This window comes from Candidatus Pseudothioglobus sp. uisw_142, assembly GCF_059512465.1.
Genome location: NZ_CM183452.1, coordinates 1,216,810 through 1,237,409, shown reverse-complemented (window position 1 = coordinate 1,237,409; position 20,600 = coordinate 1,216,810). Strand labels below are relative to the sequence as shown.

Below are 20,600 nucleotides of genomic sequence, written 5' to 3'. Positions count from 1 at the left end.
CTTATGAATCTATCTAAAATCCTCTTAAAGCTCTTAGTTGTAATTTTAATTTATACTCCTTTTAGTTCGCATGCTCTAGAAAATGACTGCGTTCTTCTTGTGTATCATCGTTTCTCTGATGACGGACCTAAGTCAACGAGCACCTCACCAGAGATCTTTAAGCAGCACCTAGAATACTTAAAAAATAATAATTACAGTGTTCTTCCATTAAAAAATGTAATCAGTAGTCTGCAGTCAAAAGAAAGCTTGCCATCCAATTGCATAAGTCTTACAGCGGACGATGGTTTTTTATCAATCTACACTGAAGCTTATCCATTGTTAGTTGAATATCAATTTCCGATGTCAGTTTTTGTATCTACCAACCCTATTGATAAAAAATATGCATCTATGATGACCTGGAGTCAACTTCGAGAAATGGCACCTTTGGTCGATATTTATAACCATAGCGTTAATCATCTTCATTTAGTTAATCAGAGCGCTCAGATTATTGAAGATGAGATCCTTTCAGCCCAGGAAAGGATAGCGACTGAAATGAGCACAAATGATAAGTTTTTTGCTTATCCATATGGGGAGTTTGATGAATCGTCGTACTCGTACCTTAAGTCAGAGGGTTACATTGCCTTTGGACAGCAGTCTGGCGTTGCAAGTCAAACAAGTGACTTTTTAAATATACCTAGATTTTCAATGTCAGGGCCGTATGCACAAATGAATAGTTTTTCGCTCAAAGTTAAAACACTAGCCATGCCGATTGAAAGCTCTGATCCGAGGTCAATGATTTTTTCAGGAGATCTGATGCCGGTATTGAATCTTAACTTCTCTCGAGAGCTGACCAGCTATGAAAAAAGTAATTTCTCTTGCTATGTCTCTGGTCAGGATAAGGCCAATCTTAAATGGGATGGTCTGCAGTCAGTCAGTATATTGCCAAATGAGCTTCTAGCAATTGGACGCAGCCGATATAACTGCACTATGCCCTATAAAGAGGCAGGGCGATATTATTGGTTTTCAAAGTTATGGCTAAGGCTCTGAATTTTCTACTAAACTAGCCTGAAGAGAGTTCCCAATTCCATCGAGAATCTTGACTGTTACTATCTTTCCAATGAGATCACTGCTTCCAGCAAAGTGAGCAGTTCTCATATTTTCAGTTCTAGCGGATAAGGTCCCACCTTTTTTTGAAGCACCTTCAACTAAAACTTGTTGAAGACTCCCAATCATGGATTTAGAAATCTCTTCAGTGTTAGCATTCAGCCTATCTTGAATAATTGCAAGTCTTTGTTTTTTTATTTCTGGGCTTACATCATCTGGCATACTTGAGGCTATGGTGCCAGGTCTTTTAGAGTAGATAAAACTGAAAGATTTATCAAAGCCAATTTCATCAATTAAGCTGACAGTATCGTTAAAGTCCTTTTCTGTTTCACCAGGAAAGCCAATAATAAAATCTGAAGAAATAGATATATCAGGCCTAATCTTCTTTAAATTTCTTATCTTAGATTTATACTCAATTGCAGTGTGCCCCCTTTTCATTAGCCCTAGTATTTTGTCTGAGCCACTTTGGACTGGAAGGTGAAGGTGAGAGACCAGTTCTGGCACTTCGGCGTATGCATCAATCAGTCGATTACTGAACTCTACAGGGTGTGACGTGGTATATCTTATTCGCTCGATGCCAGTAATTTGGGCAACGATTGCAATTAAAAGAGCTAAATCAGCAATTTCTCCATCATCCATTAAGCCTCTATAGGAGTTGACATTTTGCCCTAAAAGATTCACTTCTTTAACGCCCTGATTCGCTAGTGTTTCGACTTCTTGAATTACATCATTGAATGGCCTAGATATCTCTTCACCTCTTGTGTAGGGGACGACACAAAATGTGCAGTATTTGCTGCATCCTTCCATGATCGAAACAAAAGCAGAAGCACCATCACTGTGAGGCTCAGGCAAGTGGTCAAACTTTTCAATTTCAGGGAAAGAAATATCAATACTTATTTCATTTTCATTGAGTGCTTCATTCAGCATGTTTGGAAGTCGATGAAGGGTTTGTGGTCCAAATATCATATCAACGTAAGGAGCCCTTTTGAGAATGAGATCACCTTCTTGCGAAGCAACGCAGCCACCAACTCCAATAACTAAGTTTGGATTTTTTTCTTTCAGTTTTCTCCACCGACCTAATTGGTGAAATAGCTTATCTTCAGCTTTTTCGCGAATAGAGCAGGTGTTTATTAATAAAACGTCAGCTTCGCTGATATCTTCAGTTAGATCTAAGCCATGGGATGCTTTAAGGACGTCACTCATTTTATTAGAATCGTACTCATTCATTTGACACCCAAAAGTGCGAATATGAAGCTTGGAGATGGTCATTTATGCTTTCTGAATGTGTAAAGTTTGAGTGGGGTATGCAATCTCAGCTCCATGATCAGCAATGATGTGTGCTATATCAAGAAGTAACTTTCCTTTAAATTTCTTAAATTCGCCTGCATCTGTAAGAGAGCTGGATGCCCAAATAACAAAGTCTAGTGATGACGCATTAAATAAATCAAAATTAACTCGACAAGGTAGGTCATTATCAATGTTTTCGCTATTCGTTATTAGCTCTTCTACTTTTTTGATGATGCTCTCCATTTGTGCAATGTCATCATATCTAATTCCAATAACTTCATGTATTTGTCTATTGGTCATCCTCGATGGAGTTTCAATTGGGATTGTGGCAAAGATCGAGTTTGGAACGTAGACCGGATTTTTAGTGAACGTTCTAATTCGTGTCATCCTCCAGCCAATTTTCTCTACAACGCCTTCGATACTTTTGTCAGTTGTTCGAATCCAGTCACCAGTTGAGAATGGCTTGTCCATTTGAATCATGAGGCCACCAAAAACATTCGCAAGCATATCTTTTGCTGCAAAGCCAACAACGATTCCACCAACACCACCCAGGGTAAGAATGGAAGAGACCGCATAACCATAAAATTGGGCAACGCCAAGGATGATAGCAAATACAAAAAGAATCTTAACTAAGCGCGTAAAGAGTCGAATAGAGTCTTTGTCAACACTGCCTTCAGATTCTAAAAGATAGTTTTCAACGCTTGAGATTAATCTTAAGACTCCCCAAGTTAAAATAAATACTGGTGCAATAGCGATATAGCCGACAATATCATTTAATGATTGAATCTCAGATGTTAACTCTTTTAGAGAAAAATATAGCCAGCCATACCAAATGAGAAGTTTAAGGGGCGCTGAAATAGCACCAATTAAATAATCATCGATTTGGGTTTTGGTGCTCCCAGAGTGTTTGGTAATTTGTTTTAAAATACTTCCTAAAACAACATGCGTAATAATCGTAATGACCAGGAGAACTGCAATGGTTTGAATTGGGCTTATATTTTGGATAAAGTCGTTCATTAGAGGTATTTTAATGGATTAATAGGTTCTTCGTATTTTTTCATTTCGAAATAAAAAGGTTTGTCACCAGTTAATGCAATTAACTGACCCTTTTCAATTGTGTCACCCTCACTCACAAGCAGCTCTTGATTTTGGTTGTAGATGCTATAAAAACCATAAGAGTGTTTAATTATGATCATCTTTCCATAACTCGCCATCCTGTCTCCACTGTATACCACTTCACCTTTTCTTACTGCCCTAACTTCTTGGCCTGAGCTATTATTATAAGTCAGACCAAAATGACCGTCCTTTTCTGAATAGTTTTTAAGAATTGATGAGTCAACTGGCAATGACCAGTCCTTTTTAATATTTGTTTTGCTTGATTTGGATGTAGTTTTTGAGCTTTTTACATCAATTACGTTGAATGATTTTTCTTCAACAGTAACTTGTCCAGGCTGGTTCGTTAGGCAGCCTGATAGAAAAATTAATAAGAGAAGATTTATTAGTTTAGTATTCATACCATAGAAATAAAGCAATAGCGATAATCAGAAAATACCCTAGCCAGTCGATATACTTATTTAACCACGCATCAGCCATTTTTCCAAATTTTCTTACTAGAAAAGAAATTAAAAAGTATCTCGCACCTCTAGCAATTAAAGAAAATACGATAAAGGGAAATAAAGCCATCGACATCATTCCAGCCGCAATTGTAAAAACTTTATAAGGGATTGGACTAAAACCTGCAATGAGGATTATATAAATGCCGTAAGTTTGGAAGTAAATTTGTGCAGTATTGAACTTTGACTCGTAACCTAAATTAACCAATATAGGCAAAATATAATTTTCAGCTTGTACTCCAATGAAGTACCCTAAAATTGCACCCAAAACAGAGGCAAAAGTACAAATAGCGGCAAAATAGAATGCCTTTGACCTATTTCTCAAGGACATTGATGCCAACAATAAATCTTGAAGTGGCAGTGGAAGAATGATGGACTCTAAAAAGCTTATGATAGATAGCCATAAAATGGCAAACCTACTGGATGACCAAACTAAGACTTTATTATAAATTGAGTGAAAAGGCCTCATTAGTTTCAATAAAACTATTTTTTTAGCATTGGAAAGCCTAGTCTTTCTCTTGAGTCATAATATTCCTTTGCAACCTTTTGACTCATAGATCTTACTCTTCGAATGAATCTTGCTCTGTCAGTTACACTGATTGCTTTTCTTGCATCAAGAAGATTAAAAATGTGAGACGCCTTCATAGTTTGTTCGTATGCAGGGAAAGGAAGATTTTCCTCAATAAGTTTTAAATTCATAGCCTCGGCTTCATCAAACTGCCTGAAAAGAACTTCAGTATCTGCAATCTCGAAGTTATATTTTGACTGCTCAACTTCATTTTGATGAAATACATCACCATAGGTAAGCCCCTCTGTCCAAATTAGATCATAAACGCTATCAACCCCTTGCAAATACATTGCTAGCCTCTCAAGACCATAAGTCAGCTCTCCTGAAACAGGTTTGCATGAGAGTCCACCTACTTGCTGGAAGTAAGTAAACTGACTGACTTCCATTCCATTTAGCCAGACTTCCCATCCAAGACCCCAGGCTCCTAGTGTGGGCGATTCCCAGTTGTCCTCTACAAATCTAACATCATGCATTTTTAAATCAATGCCGATTGCTGTGAGTGAGTCGAGGTATAAGTCTTGAATATCATCAGGCGATGGCTTTAATAAAACTTGGAATTGATAATAGTGTTGAAGACGATTAGGGTTTTCACCATAACGACCATCTCCGGGTCTTCTTGAGGGCTGAACATAAGCTGCTTTCCAGGGCTCGGGTCCTATTGACCTTAGAAAGGTTGCAGGATGAAAAGTTCCTGCACCAACCTCCATATCAAATGGCTGAGTAATTGCGCAGCCTTTTTCAGCCCAATAACTCTGCAACTTGAGGATTAAATTCTGAAATGATTTGCTCGTGTCGAGGTCTAAGTTAGACATTGAAATTCAACTAAGAAATAACAAAAATTTTACCTCACCACAAAGTTTTGAGGGTTTACATTTAAATTTTAAAAAAAATGCGGGATAAACCCGCATTTTTTTAATAATCACAAAAAAACTTAGTACTTATAGGCCTCTGGTTTAAAAGGGCCTTCCTTAGGCGTATTGATGTATTTTGCTTGCGTATCCGTTAAGACAGTCATAACACCACCGAAGCCACCTACCATTCCAGCCGCTACTTCTTCGTCAAGTTTCTTAGGGAGAAGCTCGACAGAAACATTAGCAGGTTTCTGGTCTTTTGGTAAGTCAGCAAATTTATTACTATAAAGATGCATTTGTGCTAAAACTTGGTTTGCAAATGAGCCATCCATAATTCTAGAAGGGTGTCCAGTTGCATTTCCTAAATTAACTAAACGACCTTCTGAAAGAAGAATTAAGTAATCATTTTTATCATCGGAGCGATAGATGCGATGAACTTGCGCTTTCACTTCATCCCATTTCCAATTTTTACGCATGTATGCTGTATCAATTTCATTATCAAAGTGACCAATATTACACACTACAGAGCCTGCTTTGAGGCATTGAAGCATTGAAGCATCGCAAACATTAGTATTTCCAGTCGTTGTGACAATTAAATCAGTGTTGGCTAGTAAATCTTTATTGATACAATCTACAGAACCAGTATTGATTCCATCAATATAAGGTGAAACCACTTCAAAGCCATCCATGCACGCCTGGAAAGCACATATAGGATCAATTTCAGAAATTTTAACAATCATTCCTTCTTGACGAAGTGACATAGCAGATCCTTTACCAACATCGCCATAACCAATCAATAAGGCCTTCTTGCCTGACATAAGCATATCTGTACCTCGCTTAATAGCATCATTAAGAGAGTGCCTACAACCATACTTGTTATCATTTTTTGCCTTAGTAACAGCATCGTTTACATTGATAGCAGGAACTTTAAGTTCACCACTCTCAATCATCTCTAGAAGTCGGTGAACACCAGTTGTTGTTTCTTCACTGATGCCATGAATTTTATCGAGCATTTCTGGATACTTATCATGGACCATGCCCGTTAGATCACCGCCATCATCAAGAATCATGTTGGCATCCCATGGCTTACCGTTATGAAGAATAGTTTGCTCAATGCACCACAAGAACTCTTCTTCAGTCTCACCTTTCCAGGCAAATACAGGAATATTTCTTGCCGCCATTGCAGAAGCAGCATGATCTTGTGTCGAAAAAATATTGCAAGATGACCAACGAATTTCAGCTCCAAGATCAATTAATGTTTCCATTAGGACCGCAGTTTGGATTGTCATATGAATACAGCCCATAATTCTTGCGCCTTCAAGAGGCTGCTCTTTGCTGTACTTTTCTCTAAGAGCCATTAATGCAGGCATTTCAGCTTCTGCAAGCTCAATTTCTTTACGACCAAAATCTGCTAAATTAATATCAGCTACTTTGTAGTCAAGGTTGAGATCGGCTACTTTAAAGCCACTATTATCTATTGTAGAATCGCTCATTTTATTTCCCGTTAAGTTAAAAAAATGAGCGTCGTTTTGATTACCAAGCCTGATTGAAAAAATATTTTCAATGCAACGCCCCTTGGCACGAGACGTATTATACCAAAAACATATAAAAAAGAAACTATTTTAGTAAATCTGCTCTATCAGTTTTCTCCCAGCTAATTGAGTCTTCTTTTCTCCCAAAGTGACCATAACTCGCAGTCTGCTGATAAATTGGACGTTTTAAATCTAGCATTGCAATTAAACCTTTAGGGCGAAGATCAAAATGCTCTCTGATAAGAGCAACAATTTCATGATTTGGTAGCTCTCCAGTTCCAAATGTGTCAACACTTATACTCGTTGGTTCAGCAACTCCAATTGCATACGAAACTTGAATTTCACAGCGCTTAGCGATGCCAGCTGCCACAAGATTTTTAGCAACATAACGTGTAGCATAGGCAGCACTTCTATCTACTTTTGAAGGATCTTTGCCTGAAAAAGCCCCGCCGCCATGTCTAGCCATACCGCCGTATGTATCAACTATAATTTTTCTTCCAGTTAGTCCAGCATCACCAACCGGACCTCCAATTTCAAAATTTCCTGTTGGGTTTATGTGATATTGCGTGTCGCTTGTAAGCCACTTTTCAGGAAGGATTGGCTTAATAATATTTTCTAAAACACTCTCTCTAAGCTCCTCAAGTGAGATGTCTCCATCGTGCTGAGTAGATAAAACTACAGCGTCAATACCTACAATTTGATTACCTTCATAGATGCAAGAGACTTGAGATTTAGCGTCTGGACGAAGCCAAGGTATCGAGCCATCTAGCATTAAATCTGCTTGTTGCCTGACTAATTGATGTGACAGCATAATGGGGGCTGGCATAAGCTCTTCTGTTGAATTTTCTGCATAACCAAACATAAGGCCTTGGTCACCTGCGCCTTGTTCATGACTATCACTTTCGGTGACACCCATTGAAATATCTTGAGACTGCCTGCCAAGCAAATTCGTAACTGAACATGTTTCACCATTGAATCCATACTCCTCTTGGTTATAACCAATTCCAAGAATTGTTTTTCTGACTATAGATTCATAATCTATATTAGCATCAGTTGTAATTTCTCCAGCTAAAACAACTTGATTGTCTTTGACAAGTGTCTCTACAGCAACTCTAGAGTTAGGATCTTGATTAAGTGCAGCATCAAGAATGGCATCAGAAATTTGGTCACAAACTTTATCGGGGTGACCAGCAGAAACAGATTCAGAAGTAAATATCATAATAAAATCCTATAAAATTATTTAATACTAAAGATGGATTTCATGAAATAGAGGCCAGCTTTAGCTTGTTTTAGTCACATAATGTAACAACGCTAGCAATCGGAACAAATCAGCGTTAGTTAATTATAATCTTTTACTTGGAGAAGTAAAGTCTATTCCAGACTTATTTTTAATGATAGTGCACTTAAAAAAGGCGTTATAAGTAAGCTTAGAATTAAGATAAATCCTAGAAAATATAACTGACCATTAATTGGAAGATTAGATTGAGATTGAGATACTGCGCTTGTTGCAAAAATCAAGATTGGTATGAAAAGGGGGAGAATTAATAGAGATAACAGCATTCCTGAGTTTTTAATGCCAACAACCAGAGAGGCTCCAATTGAGCCAATCAGACTTAGACATGGCGTAGCTATAATTAAAGTCAAAACGAGAATATAGATGCCTTCAGTATTTATAAAGAGTGCCATTCCAAGAAAAGGAGACAAAACGATTATTGGAAGACCTGAAAGCATCCAATGAGCTAAAGTTTTAGCCAGTAAGATTAAAGGCAATGAGTGGTGAGAAATAACCATTTGCTCTAGAATCCCACTATCATAGTCATAGTGAAATAATGAATTGAGAGATAATAGAACTGAAAGCATTGTTATAACCCAAATTATTCCAGGTGCAATGCTTGATAAAGTTTGCGCTTCTGGACTAATTGCAATCGGAAATAAAGAGATTGAGATTACAAAAAACATAAGAGGGTTCAAGAAACTTGACGGATTTCTCAAGGCCATTTTAAGATCCCTTGTCATTGTTTGCACGAATATGTTCAAAGAGAAATCCCCTTCATGTTTTTAATATTACATTCCTGGTGCGTAGTTAGGATGCAGATGCCGCCAGAGTTGCAATGATCCTCAACTCTAGTTTCAATTATTTTGATTGCCTTTGAGTCAAGTGCTGAAAAAGGCTCATCTAAAAGCCATACTTTGGATTGAGTAATGAATAAAAGAGAAAGTGCGATTCTTTTTTTCTGACCAGCTGACAGTTTGCCTACAAGCTCATTTTCAAATTTTTCTAAGCCAACCTTTTTAAGGGCATCAGAAAAATCTAAATCAAGATTATCATTTCCGAGGCGCATTGTATATTTTAAATTTTCTAAACAGCTTAACTCTGGACTAAGAGCGGCCAAATGACCTAGATAAAGAAAATCAAGATTGTATCTCTCACTATTAATTTTAGTGTCATCATAATCAATTGAGCCTGTCTCAAATGAACTAAGACCGGCAAGTATTTTCATTAATGAGGTCTTGCCTGAACCATTTGGACCAGAGACTTTTAATACTTCTCCAGAATTTAACTCAAACGATAAATTTTCAAAGAGGAGTTTGTAGCCCCTTTGGCAGCTTAAGTTATTTACTATTAGTTTTGACATTCGTTTATTTTAGTTGATTAGCTAAATAAACACTGAAAAATCTAGTTATCAAAAAAAATAACTAAAGGAGTTACTTATCGTTTGATAAGCTTTCCAGTCCACTTTTATCAATTTCAGTCAAAAGGTTGTCTTTAAAAATCAATCTTAAGCGGTACTGTATTTCAATTTTTCCTTCAATCGAAGAATGATTGATATAGTCCCATTGATATTGGTGAAATGGGTCAATAATACTAGGCGAGCCAATTAGATTCATGACACTCTCTTTTGACATTCCTAATTGAAGCTTATTGACTTCACTCATATCTAAAACTGAACCCTGCATAATGGTTGGCTTATAAACATCAATTGAAGGCAACTTTGGCTTTGCCCAGCTAGGCAACGAAAGCTTAGGCATCTTTGGAAGCTCTGGCAACGAAAGCTTAGGCATCTTTGGAAGTTCAGGGGTTTTTGGAAGAGAATTAGAACAACCAGTAACCATCAAAGCGATAAGCAAAATAAAAGTTAATTTCTTCATAGCTATAAACATATAAAATATAAAGTAGATTTTACCTTAAGGATTTTTTAATGGATGCTGAAGATTTAAAAAGTGCTGGTCTAAAAGTTACTCTGCCAAGACTGAAAATTTTAGAGGTCTTAGAGAAGTCTCCAAATCATCACCTCAGTGCTGAGGACATTTACAGAGTTCTCATTGATCAACATGAAGAGGTGGGCGTTGCAACAATTTACCGTGTTCTGTCACAATTTGAAGAATCAGGGATCGTGCAGAAACTTAATTTCGAGAACAACCAGGCGGTTTATGAATTGTGCGGCTTGGAACACCATGACCATTTAGTTTGCGTGAAGTGTAATAAGATTATAGAGTTTCAAGATGATGTTATTGAGCAACACCAAATTCAGATTGCAAAAAAACACGGCTTTGAGTTGACTGATCATTCTCTTTACCTTTATGGCTTGTGTAAGGACTGTCACTAAGATCATTCAGGCTTTATAGACAATGGACGATTTTATTTATAGAGCTATAGTTGCAGCGATAGGTGTTTCGGTCATTGCTGGGTCTTTAGGCTGTTTCGTTATATGGAAGAGGCTCTCATATTTTTCTGATTCAATCTCCCACAGTGCCCTATTGGGTGTTGCTTTGGGCCTGGTAACTGGACTAGGTATTAACTTTGGTTTAGTTTTTATTGGTGGTCTGTTTGCAACACTAATCGTGATATTACAACAAAAAGAGTTTTGGTCAAGTGATGCTGTTCTGGGGATTTTCTCTCATATTTCACTATCGCTGGGAATTGTGGTTTTGGGGATCATTGGAAATCAAAATACTGATTATTTTTCTTATCTATTTGGCGATATTTTATCTATAACAACAAGTGATATATATTGGATATTCTCTGTTGCAGTGATCGTCATTTCAATCTTAGTAATGAACTGGAAAAAATTATTATTACTTACACTTAATGAAGAGCTTGCTAAGGCAGAAGGGATTAATAAGATGTTTTATGACCTTCTATTTATGTTTTTAATAGCTTTGGCAGTTTCAGTTTCAGTCCAAATCGTTGGGGTGCTTCTTATCACATCACTATTGATCATTCCACCTGCTATTGCTAGAGTCTTTTCAAATTCACCCCTTGCAATGATAGTAACGTCCATGATTGTATCCATTTCTTCAGTTCTGATGGGACTGTATTTTTCGATTGATTTTGATTTGGCAACAGGACCTACAATTGTAATAACGTTAGGCGTACTTTTTTTTATTGCTCAGTTTTTTCCAAAAAGAATTTAAAGCGTTGCATTGAGCTCTGTTAGCTGATTTGTTTGCTGCTCAATGATCAATGGGTCAATGATTGATTCTAGTTCACCTTCCATGACCTCATTTAACTTATATAGAGTCAAATTAATTCGATGATCAGTGACTCTCCCTTGGGGGTAATTATAAGTTCTAATCCTTTGAGAGCGATCACCACTTCCAACTAGCTCTTTTCTTTGTGAAGCCTGCTCTTTTTGTTGTTCTTGCTGCTGTGCATCAAGAATTCTAGATGCTAATACAGACATAGCTTGTGCTTTATTTTTATGCTGAGAGCGCCCATCTTGACACTCAACTACTGTGCCGGTTGGGATATGAGTGACTCTGACAGCTGAATCGGTTTTGTTGACATGCTGACCCCCAGCTCCAGAGGCTCTAAACGTGTCAACTCTGACATCATTCATATTGATATTAACCTCTTCAATACTTGAGACTTCTGGCATCACTGCGACCGTACAAGCAGAAGTATGAACTCTGCCTTGAGATTCAGTTTCTGGAACTCTTTGAACACGATGTGCACCCGATTCAAATTTAAGTTTTGAGTAAACATTAGTCCCACTAATTCTTGCTATGATTTCTTTAAATCCACCATGCTCACCCATGTTTGAGCTTAAGATTTCTAATTGCCATTTCGATTTCTCAACATAGCGAGTGTACATTCTGTAAAGATCACCAGAGAAAATGCTGGCTTCATCGCCACCTGTTCCAGCCCTGATTTCTATAATAATATTTCTAGAGTCATTAGGGTCTTTTGGGAGAAGAGCCTTTTTAAGGTCAAGTTCGAGTTGCTCTAAAGCTTTTTGACCAGAAAGGATTTCTTCCTCAGCCATTTCTTGGATGTCGTCATCTTCCTCTTCAAGCAGTTTTTCTGCCGCATTTATGTCATCAACGGTTGATAAATACTCCTCATACTTTTCATTAACGGGAGATAACTGAGAGTGTTCTATTGAAAGTTCTCTAAATTTATTTTGGTCGGAGGCAATTGACTGATCCGATAGAAGCGCATTGATTTCTTCAAGGCGCATCGACAACTGCTCTAACTTAGCAAGGATAGAAGGGTTCATTAGTTTCCGATCTTGGTATGCTTTTTAGTATCTTTACCAACTACATTTTCTGAAGTTTCTTTAGATTTAGCTGGTTTTTTTATATTTTCTAAGGACTGATGAAGGAGTTTATTTGTTAGCTTGTCTGCAAGCTCTTCAACAACTAAGTTTGGATTAGATCCGGACTTCAGTTTTCTGAGTGCAATTTGAAGAAGCTCATCTTTAAGTAAGTTCGCTTGACTTCTATAGTTTTTAATAACCTCTTCATTAGGAATATTGTTAATCCACTCAAGGAAATCAACACTTCTTATTTGGATTATTTTTTCTGCAATTACTTTCTCCTTGAGTCTATCCTCAAGATTACTATTTGCAATTTGTTGTAAGTCGTCAACGGTGTAAAGAAAGACGTCTTCTAGTTGATTTGCTTCAGGCTCGATGTCTCTTGGAATGGCAAGATCGATCAAAAGCATTGGCTGATGTTTTCTTTGATGAAGAACGGTTTCTATGAGGCCCTTACCAATAATTGGAATGGGCGCTGCAGTTGAAGTGATGACAATATCAGCTCTATGCAGATTTTCAGACAAACTTTTTAGAGTGATTGCTTCAGCATTATGTTTAAGTGCAATAGGCTGAGCATTTTCGAGTGTTCTATTTGCAAAAATCATATCCTTGACGCCCTTTTTACTGAGATGCTGAGCACTCAATTCAATCATCTCGCCAGCACCAATTAATAGCACTGTTTGATTTTCGAGAGTTGTAAATATTTTTTCACTGAGCTTAACCGCACAATAGGCAACTGAAATTGGAGATGATCCAATATTTGTATCTGTCCTAACTTTTTTAGCCGTCTTGAATACGTGTTGAAAAAGTTTTTCCAGAATCTTATCTAATGCACCTTGCGTCTTTGAAAAGTGATAAGCCTCTTTGAGTTGGCCAAAAATTTGTGGTTCTCCTAAAACTAAAGACTCTAAACCACAAGCCACTTTACAAGTATGTTTTATTGCCTCATTAGATTCGTAAAAGGAAATATATTGTTCAAGAGATAATTGATCAATAGCATGGGTTGTAGCCATATATTGTATTAAGACTTCACGAATATTTTTTGATGAATGAGAAACATAAATCTCTGATCTATTACAAGTAGAGAAAATTACACATGCTTTGATGTCTTGAACAGCTAATAAACTGGATATAGCTGAAGGCAATTCATTTTGAGCAAACGCTACTTTTTCCCTGATTTCAACTGGAGCCAATTGATGATTTACACTCAGTACCGCAATATTTGACATTGAAAAAAATGATAATAAGTTAATCCGGTAATTATACCTTTCATTTTAATTTCAATCCAATATATGACTCAAGATCTAATTCTAGTTTTATATAAACAATAATCCAAGTTATTGATTGGTCTAAAATACAAATAATAATCTTTTAATAAAATATTTTGCATGATTGAAGAGGACAGATTGATTGGTGGTGAAAATCAATCAAATGAAGATCTCAAGACTGCCTCTGTGCGTCCTAATTCTTTTGCAGATTATATTGGTCAAGAAGATGTTAAATCACAAATGTCATTATTCATCAAAGCTGCAAAATCTCGTTCAGATGTTCTTGACCATTGCCTCATTTATGGGCCTCCTGGACTTGGAAAAACAACCCTAGCGAATGTCATTGCCAACCAGATGGGTGCAGGTATTAAACAAACTTCAGGGCCTGTTCTTGAGCGCTCAGGTGACCTGGCTGCAATACTCACAAAACTAGAGCCATTTGATATCCTCTTTATTGATGAAATACACAGGCTGAATCCTGTTGTTGAAGAAATTTTGTATCCTGCTCTTGAGGATTTCAAATTAGATATCTTGGTTGGTGAAGGAGTTGCTGCTCACTCAGTTCAGCTCGAATTACCTCCATTCACCCTGATAGGCGCAACAACTAGAGCTGGAATGCTAACCTCACCTCTAAGGGATAGATTTGGTATTGTCCATAGACTGTCTTTTTATAAGCTTAATGAGCTGCAGGAAATTATAGAAAGATCTGCCTCCATTCTAAATATCACAATTGAAAAACATGGATCAAAAGAAATTGCAAAACGTTCTAGAGGAACTCCTCGAATTGCAAATCGCCTTCTTAGAAGGGTTCGCGATTTTGCAGACGTTAAAACAAAAGGAATCATCAATGTAGATATTGCAAAGGAGGCGCTTGAAACACTTAAGGTTGATGAAGCAGGCCTTGAGCAGCTCGATAGAGATTACCTCAGTCTGATCATTAATAAATTCTCAGCAGGTCCTGTGGGTTTAGATACTTTGGCGACTGCCTTGGGTGAAGAAAGAACAACTTTGGAAGATATGATAGAGCCATACCTCCTTCAGCAGGGTTTTATAATGCGAACCCCAAGAGGAAGAGTTGCTACAGATCTTGCTTTTTCTCATTTGGGTGAAGTTAGAGAGGCGCAAGCACAAGATTTATTTGGTAAATGAATCAACAAAGAATTAGAGTTTATTATGAAGATACAGATGCTGGTGGGGTTGTGTTTTATGCCAACTATCTGAAATATATTGAAAGAGGAAGAACTGAATATCTCAGGGATCTAGGCTTTGAGCAGGGCTTTCTGGCAAAACAACATGGTATGGTTTTTGTTGTTAAGTCGGTGAGTGCAGATTATCTATCGCCTGCTTATCTAGATGATGTTATTGAGGTTCAAACGAGCATTGATTTAATTAAAAATGCAAGCCTTGTTTTTGCTCAGAAAATTCTGAATATAGAGAAAAATACGGTATTATTTAAAGCAGAAGTCAAGGTTGTTTCTGTAATGAAGAATAATTTAAAACCTTGCGCTTTTCCGCAAGAAATCTTGGAGAAACTTAATGGAAGAAAATAGTTTATCAATCGTCAGTTTAATCTTTAATGCGGGATTTGTCGTTCAGCTAGTAATGATTATTTTGGTTTTAATGTCGATCTACTCCTGGACAGTTATTATGTCCAAGAAGAAGATTTTGATGGATGCTTCAAATGATATTGAGATCTTCCATGAAGAGTTTGAGAGAAATGAAAAGCTCCCAGATTTATATAAAAGCCTTCCAAAACTTGCCTCTGATTGGAGCGCAATGGAAGATATTTTTGGTTCAGGCTACAAAGAATTTACTCATACGAAATCTACTTCAAATCAATCACTGATAATGAATTCTGAGCGGGCATACAGGGCAATGAATACTTCTGCAAGCAATGAGATTGATCGACTTGACTCAAGCCTTTCTATCCTTGCTATGATTGCATCTTCTAGTCCATATATTGGACTCTTTGGTACTGTCTGGGGAATTATGCACTCCTTTATTGGTCTCGCTTCAGTCAAGCAAGCGACTATTGCAGTTGTTGCACCAGGTATTGCAGAGGCTCTCATTGCAACAGCTTTCGGCTTATTTGCCGCAATACCGGCGACTATTGCCTACAATAGATTGGTGTCGCAAGTAGAGGAGATTGGTAACAAATACACCGCCTTTGTTGAAGAGATATTTGTTATTCTTCAGAGACAAAAATGATCGAACTTCCAAAGCGTTCAAGACCCGATATTCATGCAGATATCAATATTGTTCCCTATATTGATGTAATGCTGGTCTTGTTAGTCATCTTTATGATGACTACTCCTATTATTGAGCAAGGTGTTGAGGTTGACTTGCCTAGTGCACAAGCAAATGTTGTAGATTATCAAGATCAGACGCCTTCAGTTATTTCAGTTGATGCAGAGGGAAATTACTTTATAAATGCTATGACAAGTCCAGGAACTGAAGAAATTGAAGACTATGAGCCAGTATCTTTAAATGTGGCCATTAACCAGATACTTGCAAGAAAAGAAATTTATCCAGATATGCAAGTTTTTGTTAAAGGCGATAAAAAAGTTGAATATGAAAAAGTCATTGAGATCATTGCCTTATTGAAACAGTACAGCAAGATAGATAAGGTCGGTTTTATGACCGAAAATCCAAATTAACTAATTTTTATTTATGAATTTTGTGAAAAAGATTGTCAGCTCTATTAGAGACCTGTTTTCTAAAAAGGCTGAGTCTGCATCTCAAAAAAATAACGCTGCAGCTTCAGAACAAAGTGAGACTTCAAATGAATCGAAGTTTTTAACTCTTTTAAAACAAGTATCAGTCTTTATATTCGCCTATCTTAAAAGGTTTCTAATATTTGTCCTTGGTCTTATCAATACAATGATGCAGCCAATGATCAAGATCTCAAAAAAACATCCAATTGCATTTTGGGCTGCAGTCATTTTGCATGCATCACTTCTGTTTGCACTTCTTTATGCTAACGTTGAGAAATGGGATACGCCTCAAGTATCTGCTACATCGCAAGTAGCTCCTGTTCAGGCTGTGATGATTGATATGGAGATTATTGAGGCAGAGCAAGATCGCTTAAAGGATGTTGAGAAAAAGAAACAAACAAAACTTAAAAATGAGGAAAAGCGTTCTGAAACTGCTAAAAAAGATCAAAAAGTTGCAGAACAAGAGGCTCTAAAAGCGAAGGCTCAAAAAGTTTTTGCAGAGGTTAAAAGGAAGGCTGAAGAAGCAAAAACAAAAGAAGCTGAACAGTTAGCTTCCAAGGCGGTTGAAAAAGTTGCTGAAGCTGAAACAAAAGTAAAACTTGAAGAGAAAAAAGCTAAAGAAGCAGCAGCAAAAAGGGTTGTAGAGGAGGCCAAAACCAAGGAAGCTGAAATTCAGGTCTTAGAAGCTGAAAAACAAAAGGCAGCAGCTGAAGCACTTCGTAAAGCTGAAGAGGTCAAAACAAAACTTGCTGAGTTGAAACGTAAAGCCGAAGAAGCAAAAACAAAGGAAGCTGAGTTACTCGCAAAAGAGGCTACGAAAGAAGCTCAAGAGGCTGAGATTCTTGCAAAAGAGGCTGAGATTCTTGCTAAGCAGGCTGAAGAGAAGCGAATTGAAGAAGAACTCAAGGCAAAAGATGCTGTTAGGGACGCTGAAAAGCAGGCCGAAGAAAAAGCTAAGGAAGCTGAAATTCTAGCTCAAGAAGTTGCTAAGCAAGTGAAGAAGGCAGAAGAAAAGAGAAAAGCTGAAGAAGAAAAAACTAAATTGGCTGAAGCTAAGCGAAAGACTGAAGAAGAAAAGGCAAAAGAAGCTGAAGAGAAAAGAAAGATAGAGGAAGAGAAAGCTAAAGAAGCTGAAAAAGAGAAAGATGAGGCAACAAAACTTACTGAAGAAGAGCGTATTAAACTTGATGAGCTCGAAGCTGAGAGAACAGCGCAGCAGTTAGCTTTTGAAAATGAACAGTACAATCGCTTATTAACTGAAGAGGTTCAAGCCGAGCAGGATCAAGAAAGGTTGGTTAAGATTGAGGATCAATTAAACACCTTGAAGTCTGCCTATGTTAATAACATCGCTGCACGGGTCAAATCATTCTGGCGTTATCAGGGCGCTGAGGATGACTGGACTGCTGAAGTTTATGTGGTTCAAGATAGAGACGGAACTGTGGTTGCAGTAGACGTTCGAAATGCAAATGTCGATGATAGTAGTAAAGCTAAAGTATTTAAAGACTCTATCAGAAGAGCAGTTTATAAGGCTTCACCGCTTCCATCTGCTCCAGATGAAGCTGTCTTTGATAAGGAGCTTATTTTCATATTTGGCGTAAATTAACCTAAGTATTCAAGTTTCTTAATCAAACCAAATAATAATCAATACAATAAGCTAAAATATTGGGCATGAAAACGCATGACTTTTTATTGGAGCTTGGCACAGAAGAGCTGCCACCAAAACTTTTATTAAAGCTTTCTAATGCCCTTAAGGACAACCTTAGTTCAGAGCTTAAAAAACTTAATATTGGCTTTGATACTATTAAAGCATTTGCAACGCCTAGACGTTTGGCAATAACAATAAGTGCAGTTCAAGGTAAACAGCTTAATCAAATTATCGAAAAGAAGGGCCCTTCAATACAATCACCAGAAATGGCAATAAGTGGCTTTGCTAAATCATGCGGCGTAGACGTCAGCGAACTTGAGAAAAAAGAGTTGGGTGGAAAAGAATATTTCTATTACTCAAAAGAGGAGATAGGTCAGAGTTTAAGTGGGCTGTTACCAGAAGCTATTGAAAAATCAATAAAAGATATTCCAATAACTAGAGCGATGAAGTGGGGAAGTTCTGATTATTCCTTTGTAAGACCCGTTCATTGGTTAGTTATTTTGCTTGATAAGAATATTGTGCCTGCAAAAATAATGGGGCTTGAAAGTAATAGGATAACTAAAGGCTTAAGATTTATAGACCCAATTATTGAGCTTAAACATGCAAAGGATTATGAGCAAGTTATGAGTGATAAGGCTCAAATTTTGGTTGACTTTGCAAAGAGAAAAGAGCTTATTCGAGATCAAGTTTTATCTGTAGCTCAAAAAAATAATGCTGAAGTCGTTATTGATGAATTACTCCTTGATGAGGTTTGTGCTCTAGTTGAGTACCCAAGGGCATTCTCTGGCAGTTTTGATAAGAAGTTCTTGGATATTCCTCAAGAAGCCATTATTTCCGCAATGAAATCACATCAAAAATATTTTCACTTGGTTGACATTCAAGGTCAATTATTGCCATTATTTATCTCTGTTGCCAATATTGAATCATCCAATATTAAGGCAATTGTTGATGGTAATGAAAGGGTTATTCATCCAAGACTCGCAGATTCAGAGTTTTTTTGGAATCAAGATAAGGCTAAAAAGCTTGAGGAAAGACTACCTGATTTAGATAGCGTGATGTTTATGAAGTCATTAGGCTCTATGGGTCAAAAAGCAAAACGTATTGAAAGCCTTAGCTCACATATTTCTGATTTAGTTGGCTTTGATCAAAAAGGGTCTGCAAGGGCAGGATTGTTGTCAAAATCTGACTTATTAAGTGAGATGGTTGGAGAATTTGCAGACCTTCAAGGAATTATGGGTGGATACTATGCCACTAATGATGGAGAGACTCAAGCAGTTTCAGTAGCAATCCGGGAGCATTATCAACCAAGATTTGCGGGTGACAAGGTTCCATCTACCAACGAAGGTCTTGTCGTTGCTATTGCCGATAAGCTAGATACAATCTCAGGCATCTATGGTATTGGACAAGCACCTACTGGCTCTAAAGACCCCTATGCGCTTAGAAGACTTGCTCTGGGTTTGTTAAGAATTCTGCTCGAAGCAAAAATAGAATTAAATCTCAAGTCACTGATTGATTACTCATTAAATTTACATCTAAAAGAGGTCGATAGATCCTGTAGTGATGATATTTACAGCTTTATGATGGATAGACTGAAAGCCTATTATAAAGATGCAAATATTGATAGTAATGTTTATGAGGCTGTCTTAGCTGTCTCTCCAGAATCCCCTCTTGATTTTCATCTCAGGGTGGAAGCGCTAAATGAATTTACTCAAAGTGAAAACTCAAAGAGTTTGATAGAAGCAAACAAAAGGATTGCAAACATTCTCAAAGACTCTAATGAAAAAAATGAAACACTGAACCCGAAGATATTAATTGATGACTCTGAGATTAAACTCTTTAATGCCAGTGAGTCATTAGCCAAAAAACTATCTGGAAGCAAAGACTATCAGGAAGTCATGAAGTCACTAATAGATCTAAAAGACTCAATTGATTCATTCTTTGATAACGTCATGGTTAACACAGACGACGATAAGTTGAAGAGCTCAAGACTGGCTCTAATCAGAAAGATAAGATTATTATTTTTATCTGTTGCAGATATCTCTTATCTCTCATCATAACTAGATGAAGGCCTTAATTCAGAGAGTTAGTTCTTCACATGTTGAGGTTGATGGAAAGGTGGTTGGAGAAATTGATAAGGGCCTACTAGTTTTTCTTGGTCTGGAAAAAAAAGATAGTGAACTTGATGCCGACAAAATGATTAGTAAGGTTCTTTCATATCGAGTTTTTCCTGATGAAAATCAAAAGATGAATTTAAGTCTCAAAGATATTTCAGGTGATATTTTACTTGTGTCACAGTTTACACTTGCTGCAGACACAAAGAACGGAACGCGTGCAGGCTTTTCAACTGCAATGCCGCCAAATGAAGCAGAGAATCTTTATAACTATTTTGTTGCAAAAACAAGAGCATTTAATCTTAAAACTGAGTGCGGTATTTTTGGTGCAGACATGACCGTTTCTCTTATTAATGATGGCCCAGTAACATTCTTACTAGAAGTTTAA

General features: G+C 37.2%; 22 protein-coding genes and 1 riboswitch. Of the genes, 10 read left to right on the top strand and 12 right to left on the bottom strand.

Going from position 1 to position 20,600, the window contains the following annotated elements; translation table 11 throughout:
- Nucleotides 1–3: 3 nt before the first annotated feature.
- Nucleotides 4–1,026 (top strand): polysaccharide deacetylase family protein, encoded by a 1,023-nt coding sequence (locus AC5YGB_RS06335; protein WP_496137005.1) that lies wholly within the window; start codon nt 4–6, stop codon nt 1,024–1,026.
- Here the strand turns inward: AC5YGB_RS06335 and miaB are convergent.
- From miaB to AC5YGB_RS06285, 10 genes are all read right to left on the bottom strand, one after another.
- Nucleotides 1,015–2,352: a tRNA (N6-isopentenyl adenosine(37)-C2)-methylthiotransferase MiaB gene (gene miaB / locus AC5YGB_RS06330; protein WP_496137004.1), complete on the bottom strand. Its 1,338-nt coding sequence runs from the start codon at nt 2,350–2,352 to the stop codon at nt 1,015–1,017. The genes AC5YGB_RS06335 and miaB overlap by 12 nt on opposite strands.
- Nucleotides 2,353–3,387 (bottom strand): mechanosensitive ion channel domain-containing protein, encoded by a 1,035-nt coding sequence (locus AC5YGB_RS06325; RefSeq protein ID WP_496137003.1) that lies wholly within the window; start codon nt 3,385–3,387, stop codon nt 2,353–2,355.
- A complete protein-coding gene (locus AC5YGB_RS06320; protein WP_496137002.1) occupies nt 3,387–3,884 on the bottom strand; it encodes a peptidoglycan DD-metalloendopeptidase family protein in 498 nt (165 codons plus the stop codon). The genes AC5YGB_RS06325 and AC5YGB_RS06320 overlap by 1 nt, the downstream gene beginning before the upstream one ends.
- Nucleotides 3,874–4,452 (bottom strand): YqaA family protein, encoded by a 579-nt coding sequence (locus AC5YGB_RS06315; RefSeq protein ID WP_020026063.1) that lies wholly within the window; start codon nt 4,450–4,452, stop codon nt 3,874–3,876. Before AC5YGB_RS06315 ends, AC5YGB_RS06320 begins: the two co-directional genes overlap by 11 nt.
- Before the next feature lie 14 nt (nt 4,453–4,466).
- Nucleotides 4,467–5,363, bottom strand: coding sequence for a glycine--tRNA ligase subunit alpha (glyQ, locus tag AC5YGB_RS06310; protein WP_496137001.1), 897 nt, complete (start codon nt 5,361–5,363; stop codon nt 4,467–4,469).
- A gap of 119 nt (nt 5,364–5,482) precedes the next feature.
- On the bottom strand, nt 5,483–6,895 hold the full coding sequence (ahcY, locus tag AC5YGB_RS06305) for an adenosylhomocysteinase (RefSeq protein WP_496137000.1): 1,413 nt from the start codon (nt 6,893–6,895) through the stop codon (nt 5,483–5,485).
- Nucleotides 6,896–6,914: 19 nt separating this feature from the next.
- Nucleotides 6,915–6,985, bottom strand: a riboswitch (S-adenosyl-L-homocysteine riboswitch).
- A 34-nt stretch (nt 6,986–7,019) separates the two neighbouring features.
- A complete protein-coding gene (gene metK, locus AC5YGB_RS06300) occupies nt 7,020–8,153 on the bottom strand; it encodes a methionine adenosyltransferase (RefSeq protein ID WP_020027842.1) in 1,134 nt (377 codons plus the stop codon).
- A 152-nt stretch (nt 8,154–8,305) separates the two neighbouring features.
- Nucleotides 8,306–8,971: a heme exporter protein CcmB gene (gene ccmB, locus AC5YGB_RS06295; protein ID WP_496136999.1), complete on the bottom strand. Its 666-nt coding sequence runs from the start codon at nt 8,969–8,971 to the stop codon at nt 8,306–8,308.
- Nucleotides 8,968–9,570, bottom strand: coding sequence for a cytochrome c biogenesis heme-transporting ATPase CcmA (gene ccmA / locus AC5YGB_RS06290; RefSeq protein ID WP_496136998.1), 603 nt, complete (start codon nt 9,568–9,570; stop codon nt 8,968–8,970). The genes ccmB and ccmA overlap by 4 nt, the downstream gene beginning before the upstream one ends.
- A gap of 70 nt (nt 9,571–9,640) precedes the next feature.
- Nucleotides 9,641–10,084, bottom strand: a complete 444-nt coding sequence (locus AC5YGB_RS06285; protein ID WP_496136997.1) for an outer membrane protein assembly factor BamE domain-containing protein — start codon at nt 10,082–10,084, stop codon at nt 9,641–9,643.
- Between the two features lie 50 nt (nt 10,085–10,134).
- Between AC5YGB_RS06285 and fur the strand changes: the two genes are divergently transcribed.
- Both fur and AC5YGB_RS06275 read left to right on the top strand, forming a co-directional pair.
- Complete coding sequence (gene fur / locus AC5YGB_RS06280; protein WP_020026056.1) at nt 10,135–10,542, top strand: ferric iron uptake transcriptional regulator; 408 nt, start codon at nt 10,135–10,137, stop codon at nt 10,540–10,542.
- Nucleotides 10,543–10,564: 22 nt separating this feature from the next.
- Complete coding sequence (locus AC5YGB_RS06275; protein WP_020027838.1) at nt 10,565–11,350, top strand: metal ABC transporter permease; 786 nt, start codon at nt 10,565–10,567, stop codon at nt 11,348–11,350.
- Here the strand turns inward: AC5YGB_RS06275 and prfA are convergent.
- Together prfA and hemA are read right to left on the bottom strand one after the other, a co-directional pair.
- Nucleotides 11,347–12,435, bottom strand: a complete 1,089-nt coding sequence (gene prfA / locus AC5YGB_RS06270) for a peptide chain release factor 1 (protein WP_065353323.1) — start codon at nt 12,433–12,435, stop codon at nt 11,347–11,349. The genes AC5YGB_RS06275 and prfA overlap by 4 nt on opposite strands.
- Complete coding sequence (gene hemA / locus AC5YGB_RS06265; RefSeq protein WP_496136996.1) at nt 12,435–13,703, bottom strand: glutamyl-tRNA reductase; 1,269 nt, start codon at nt 13,701–13,703, stop codon at nt 12,435–12,437. The genes prfA and hemA overlap by 1 nt, the downstream gene beginning before the upstream one ends.
- Nucleotides 13,704–13,862: 159 nt before the next feature.
- Between hemA and ruvB the strand changes: the two genes are divergently transcribed.
- From ruvB to dtd, 7 genes are all read left to right on the top strand, one after another.
- Nucleotides 13,863–14,891, top strand: coding sequence for a Holliday junction branch migration DNA helicase RuvB (ruvB, locus tag AC5YGB_RS06260; protein ID WP_065353324.1), 1,029 nt, complete (start codon nt 13,863–13,865; stop codon nt 14,889–14,891).
- Nucleotides 14,888–15,292: a tol-pal system-associated acyl-CoA thioesterase gene (ybgC, locus tag AC5YGB_RS06255; protein ID WP_496136995.1), complete on the top strand. Its 405-nt coding sequence runs from the start codon at nt 14,888–14,890 to the stop codon at nt 15,290–15,292. The genes ruvB and ybgC overlap by 4 nt, the downstream gene beginning before the upstream one ends.
- Entirely contained in the window at nt 15,279–15,950 is a 672-nt protein-coding gene (gene tolQ / locus AC5YGB_RS06250; RefSeq protein WP_496136994.1) for a protein TolQ, read from the top strand. The genes ybgC and tolQ overlap by 14 nt, the downstream gene beginning before the upstream one ends.
- The gene (locus AC5YGB_RS06245; protein WP_053819825.1) at nt 15,947–16,399 is read left to right on the top strand and encodes an ExbD/TolR family protein; all 453 of its coding nucleotides are present in this window, start codon (nt 15,947–15,949) and stop codon (nt 16,397–16,399) included. The genes tolQ and AC5YGB_RS06245 overlap by 4 nt, the downstream gene beginning before the upstream one ends.
- Before the next feature lie 13 nt (nt 16,400–16,412).
- A complete protein-coding gene (locus AC5YGB_RS06240; RefSeq protein ID WP_496136993.1) occupies nt 16,413–18,059 on the top strand; it encodes a TonB C-terminal domain-containing protein in 1,647 nt (548 codons plus the stop codon).
- Nucleotides 18,060–18,124: 65 nt separating this feature from the next.
- Entirely contained in the window at nt 18,125–20,158 is a 2,034-nt protein-coding gene (gene glyS, locus AC5YGB_RS06235; RefSeq protein ID WP_496136992.1) for a glycine--tRNA ligase subunit beta, read from the top strand.
- A gap of 4 nt (nt 20,159–20,162) precedes the next feature.
- Nucleotides 20,163–20,600, top strand: coding sequence for a D-aminoacyl-tRNA deacylase (gene dtd / locus AC5YGB_RS06230; RefSeq protein ID WP_496136991.1), 438 nt, complete (start codon nt 20,163–20,165; stop codon nt 20,598–20,600).

Coding starts and splice junctions, on each gene's coding strand:
- metK (WP_020027842.1), bottom strand. CDS start 8,153: ATGATATTTACTTCTGAATCTGTTTCTGCTGGTCACCCCGATAAAGTT.
- hemA (WP_496136996.1), bottom strand. CDS start 13,703: ATGTCAAATATTGCGGTACTGAGTGTAAATCATCAATTGGCTCCAGTT.
- glyS (WP_496136992.1), top strand. CDS start 18,125: ATGAAAACGCATGACTTTTTATTGGAGCTTGGCACAGAAGAGCTGCCA.
- ybgC (WP_496136995.1), top strand. CDS start 14,888: ATGAATCAACAAAGAATTAGAGTTTATTATGAAGATACAGATGCTGGT.
- AC5YGB_RS06325 (WP_496137003.1), bottom strand. CDS start 3,387: ATGAACGACTTTATCCAAAATATAAGCCCAATTCAAACCATTGCAGTT.
- ccmA (WP_496136998.1), bottom strand. CDS start 9,570: ATGTCAAAACTAATAGTAAATAACTTAAGCTGCCAAAGGGGCTACAAA.
- AC5YGB_RS06285 (WP_496136997.1), bottom strand. CDS start 10,084: ATGAAGAAATTAACTTTTATTTTGCTTATCGCTTTGATGGTTACTGGT.
- ruvB (WP_065353324.1), top strand. CDS start 13,863: ATGATTGAAGAGGACAGATTGATTGGTGGTGAAAATCAATCAAATGAA.
- miaB (WP_496137004.1), bottom strand. CDS start 2,352: ATGACCATCTCCAAGCTTCATATTCGCACTTTTGGGTGTCAAATGAAT.
- prfA (WP_065353323.1), bottom strand. CDS start 12,435: ATGAACCCTTCTATCCTTGCTAAGTTAGAGCAGTTGTCGATGCGCCTT.
- AC5YGB_RS06320 (WP_496137002.1), bottom strand. CDS start 3,884: ATGAATACTAAACTAATAAATCTTCTCTTATTAATTTTTCTATCAGGC.
- AC5YGB_RS06240 (WP_496136993.1), top strand. CDS start 16,413: ATGAATTTTGTGAAAAAGATTGTCAGCTCTATTAGAGACCTGTTTTCT.
- tolQ (WP_496136994.1), top strand. CDS start 15,279: ATGGAAGAAAATAGTTTATCAATCGTCAGTTTAATCTTTAATGCGGGA.
- AC5YGB_RS06245 (WP_053819825.1), top strand. CDS start 15,947: ATGATCGAACTTCCAAAGCGTTCAAGACCCGATATTCATGCAGATATC.
- dtd (WP_496136991.1), top strand. CDS start 20,163: ATGAAGGCCTTAATTCAGAGAGTTAGTTCTTCACATGTTGAGGTTGAT.
- ahcY (WP_496137000.1), bottom strand. CDS start 6,895: ATGAGCGATTCTACAATAGATAATAGTGGCTTTAAAGTAGCCGATCTC.
- AC5YGB_RS06275 (WP_020027838.1), top strand. CDS start 10,565: ATGGACGATTTTATTTATAGAGCTATAGTTGCAGCGATAGGTGTTTCG.
- AC5YGB_RS06335 (WP_496137005.1), top strand. CDS start 4: ATGAATCTATCTAAAATCCTCTTAAAGCTCTTAGTTGTAATTTTAATT.
- AC5YGB_RS06315 (WP_020026063.1), bottom strand. CDS start 4,452: ATGAGGCCTTTTCACTCAATTTATAATAAAGTCTTAGTTTGGTCATCC.
- fur (WP_020026056.1), top strand. CDS start 10,135: ATGGATGCTGAAGATTTAAAAAGTGCTGGTCTAAAAGTTACTCTGCCA.
- glyQ (WP_496137001.1), bottom strand. CDS start 5,363: ATGTCTAACTTAGACCTCGACACGAGCAAATCATTTCAGAATTTAATC.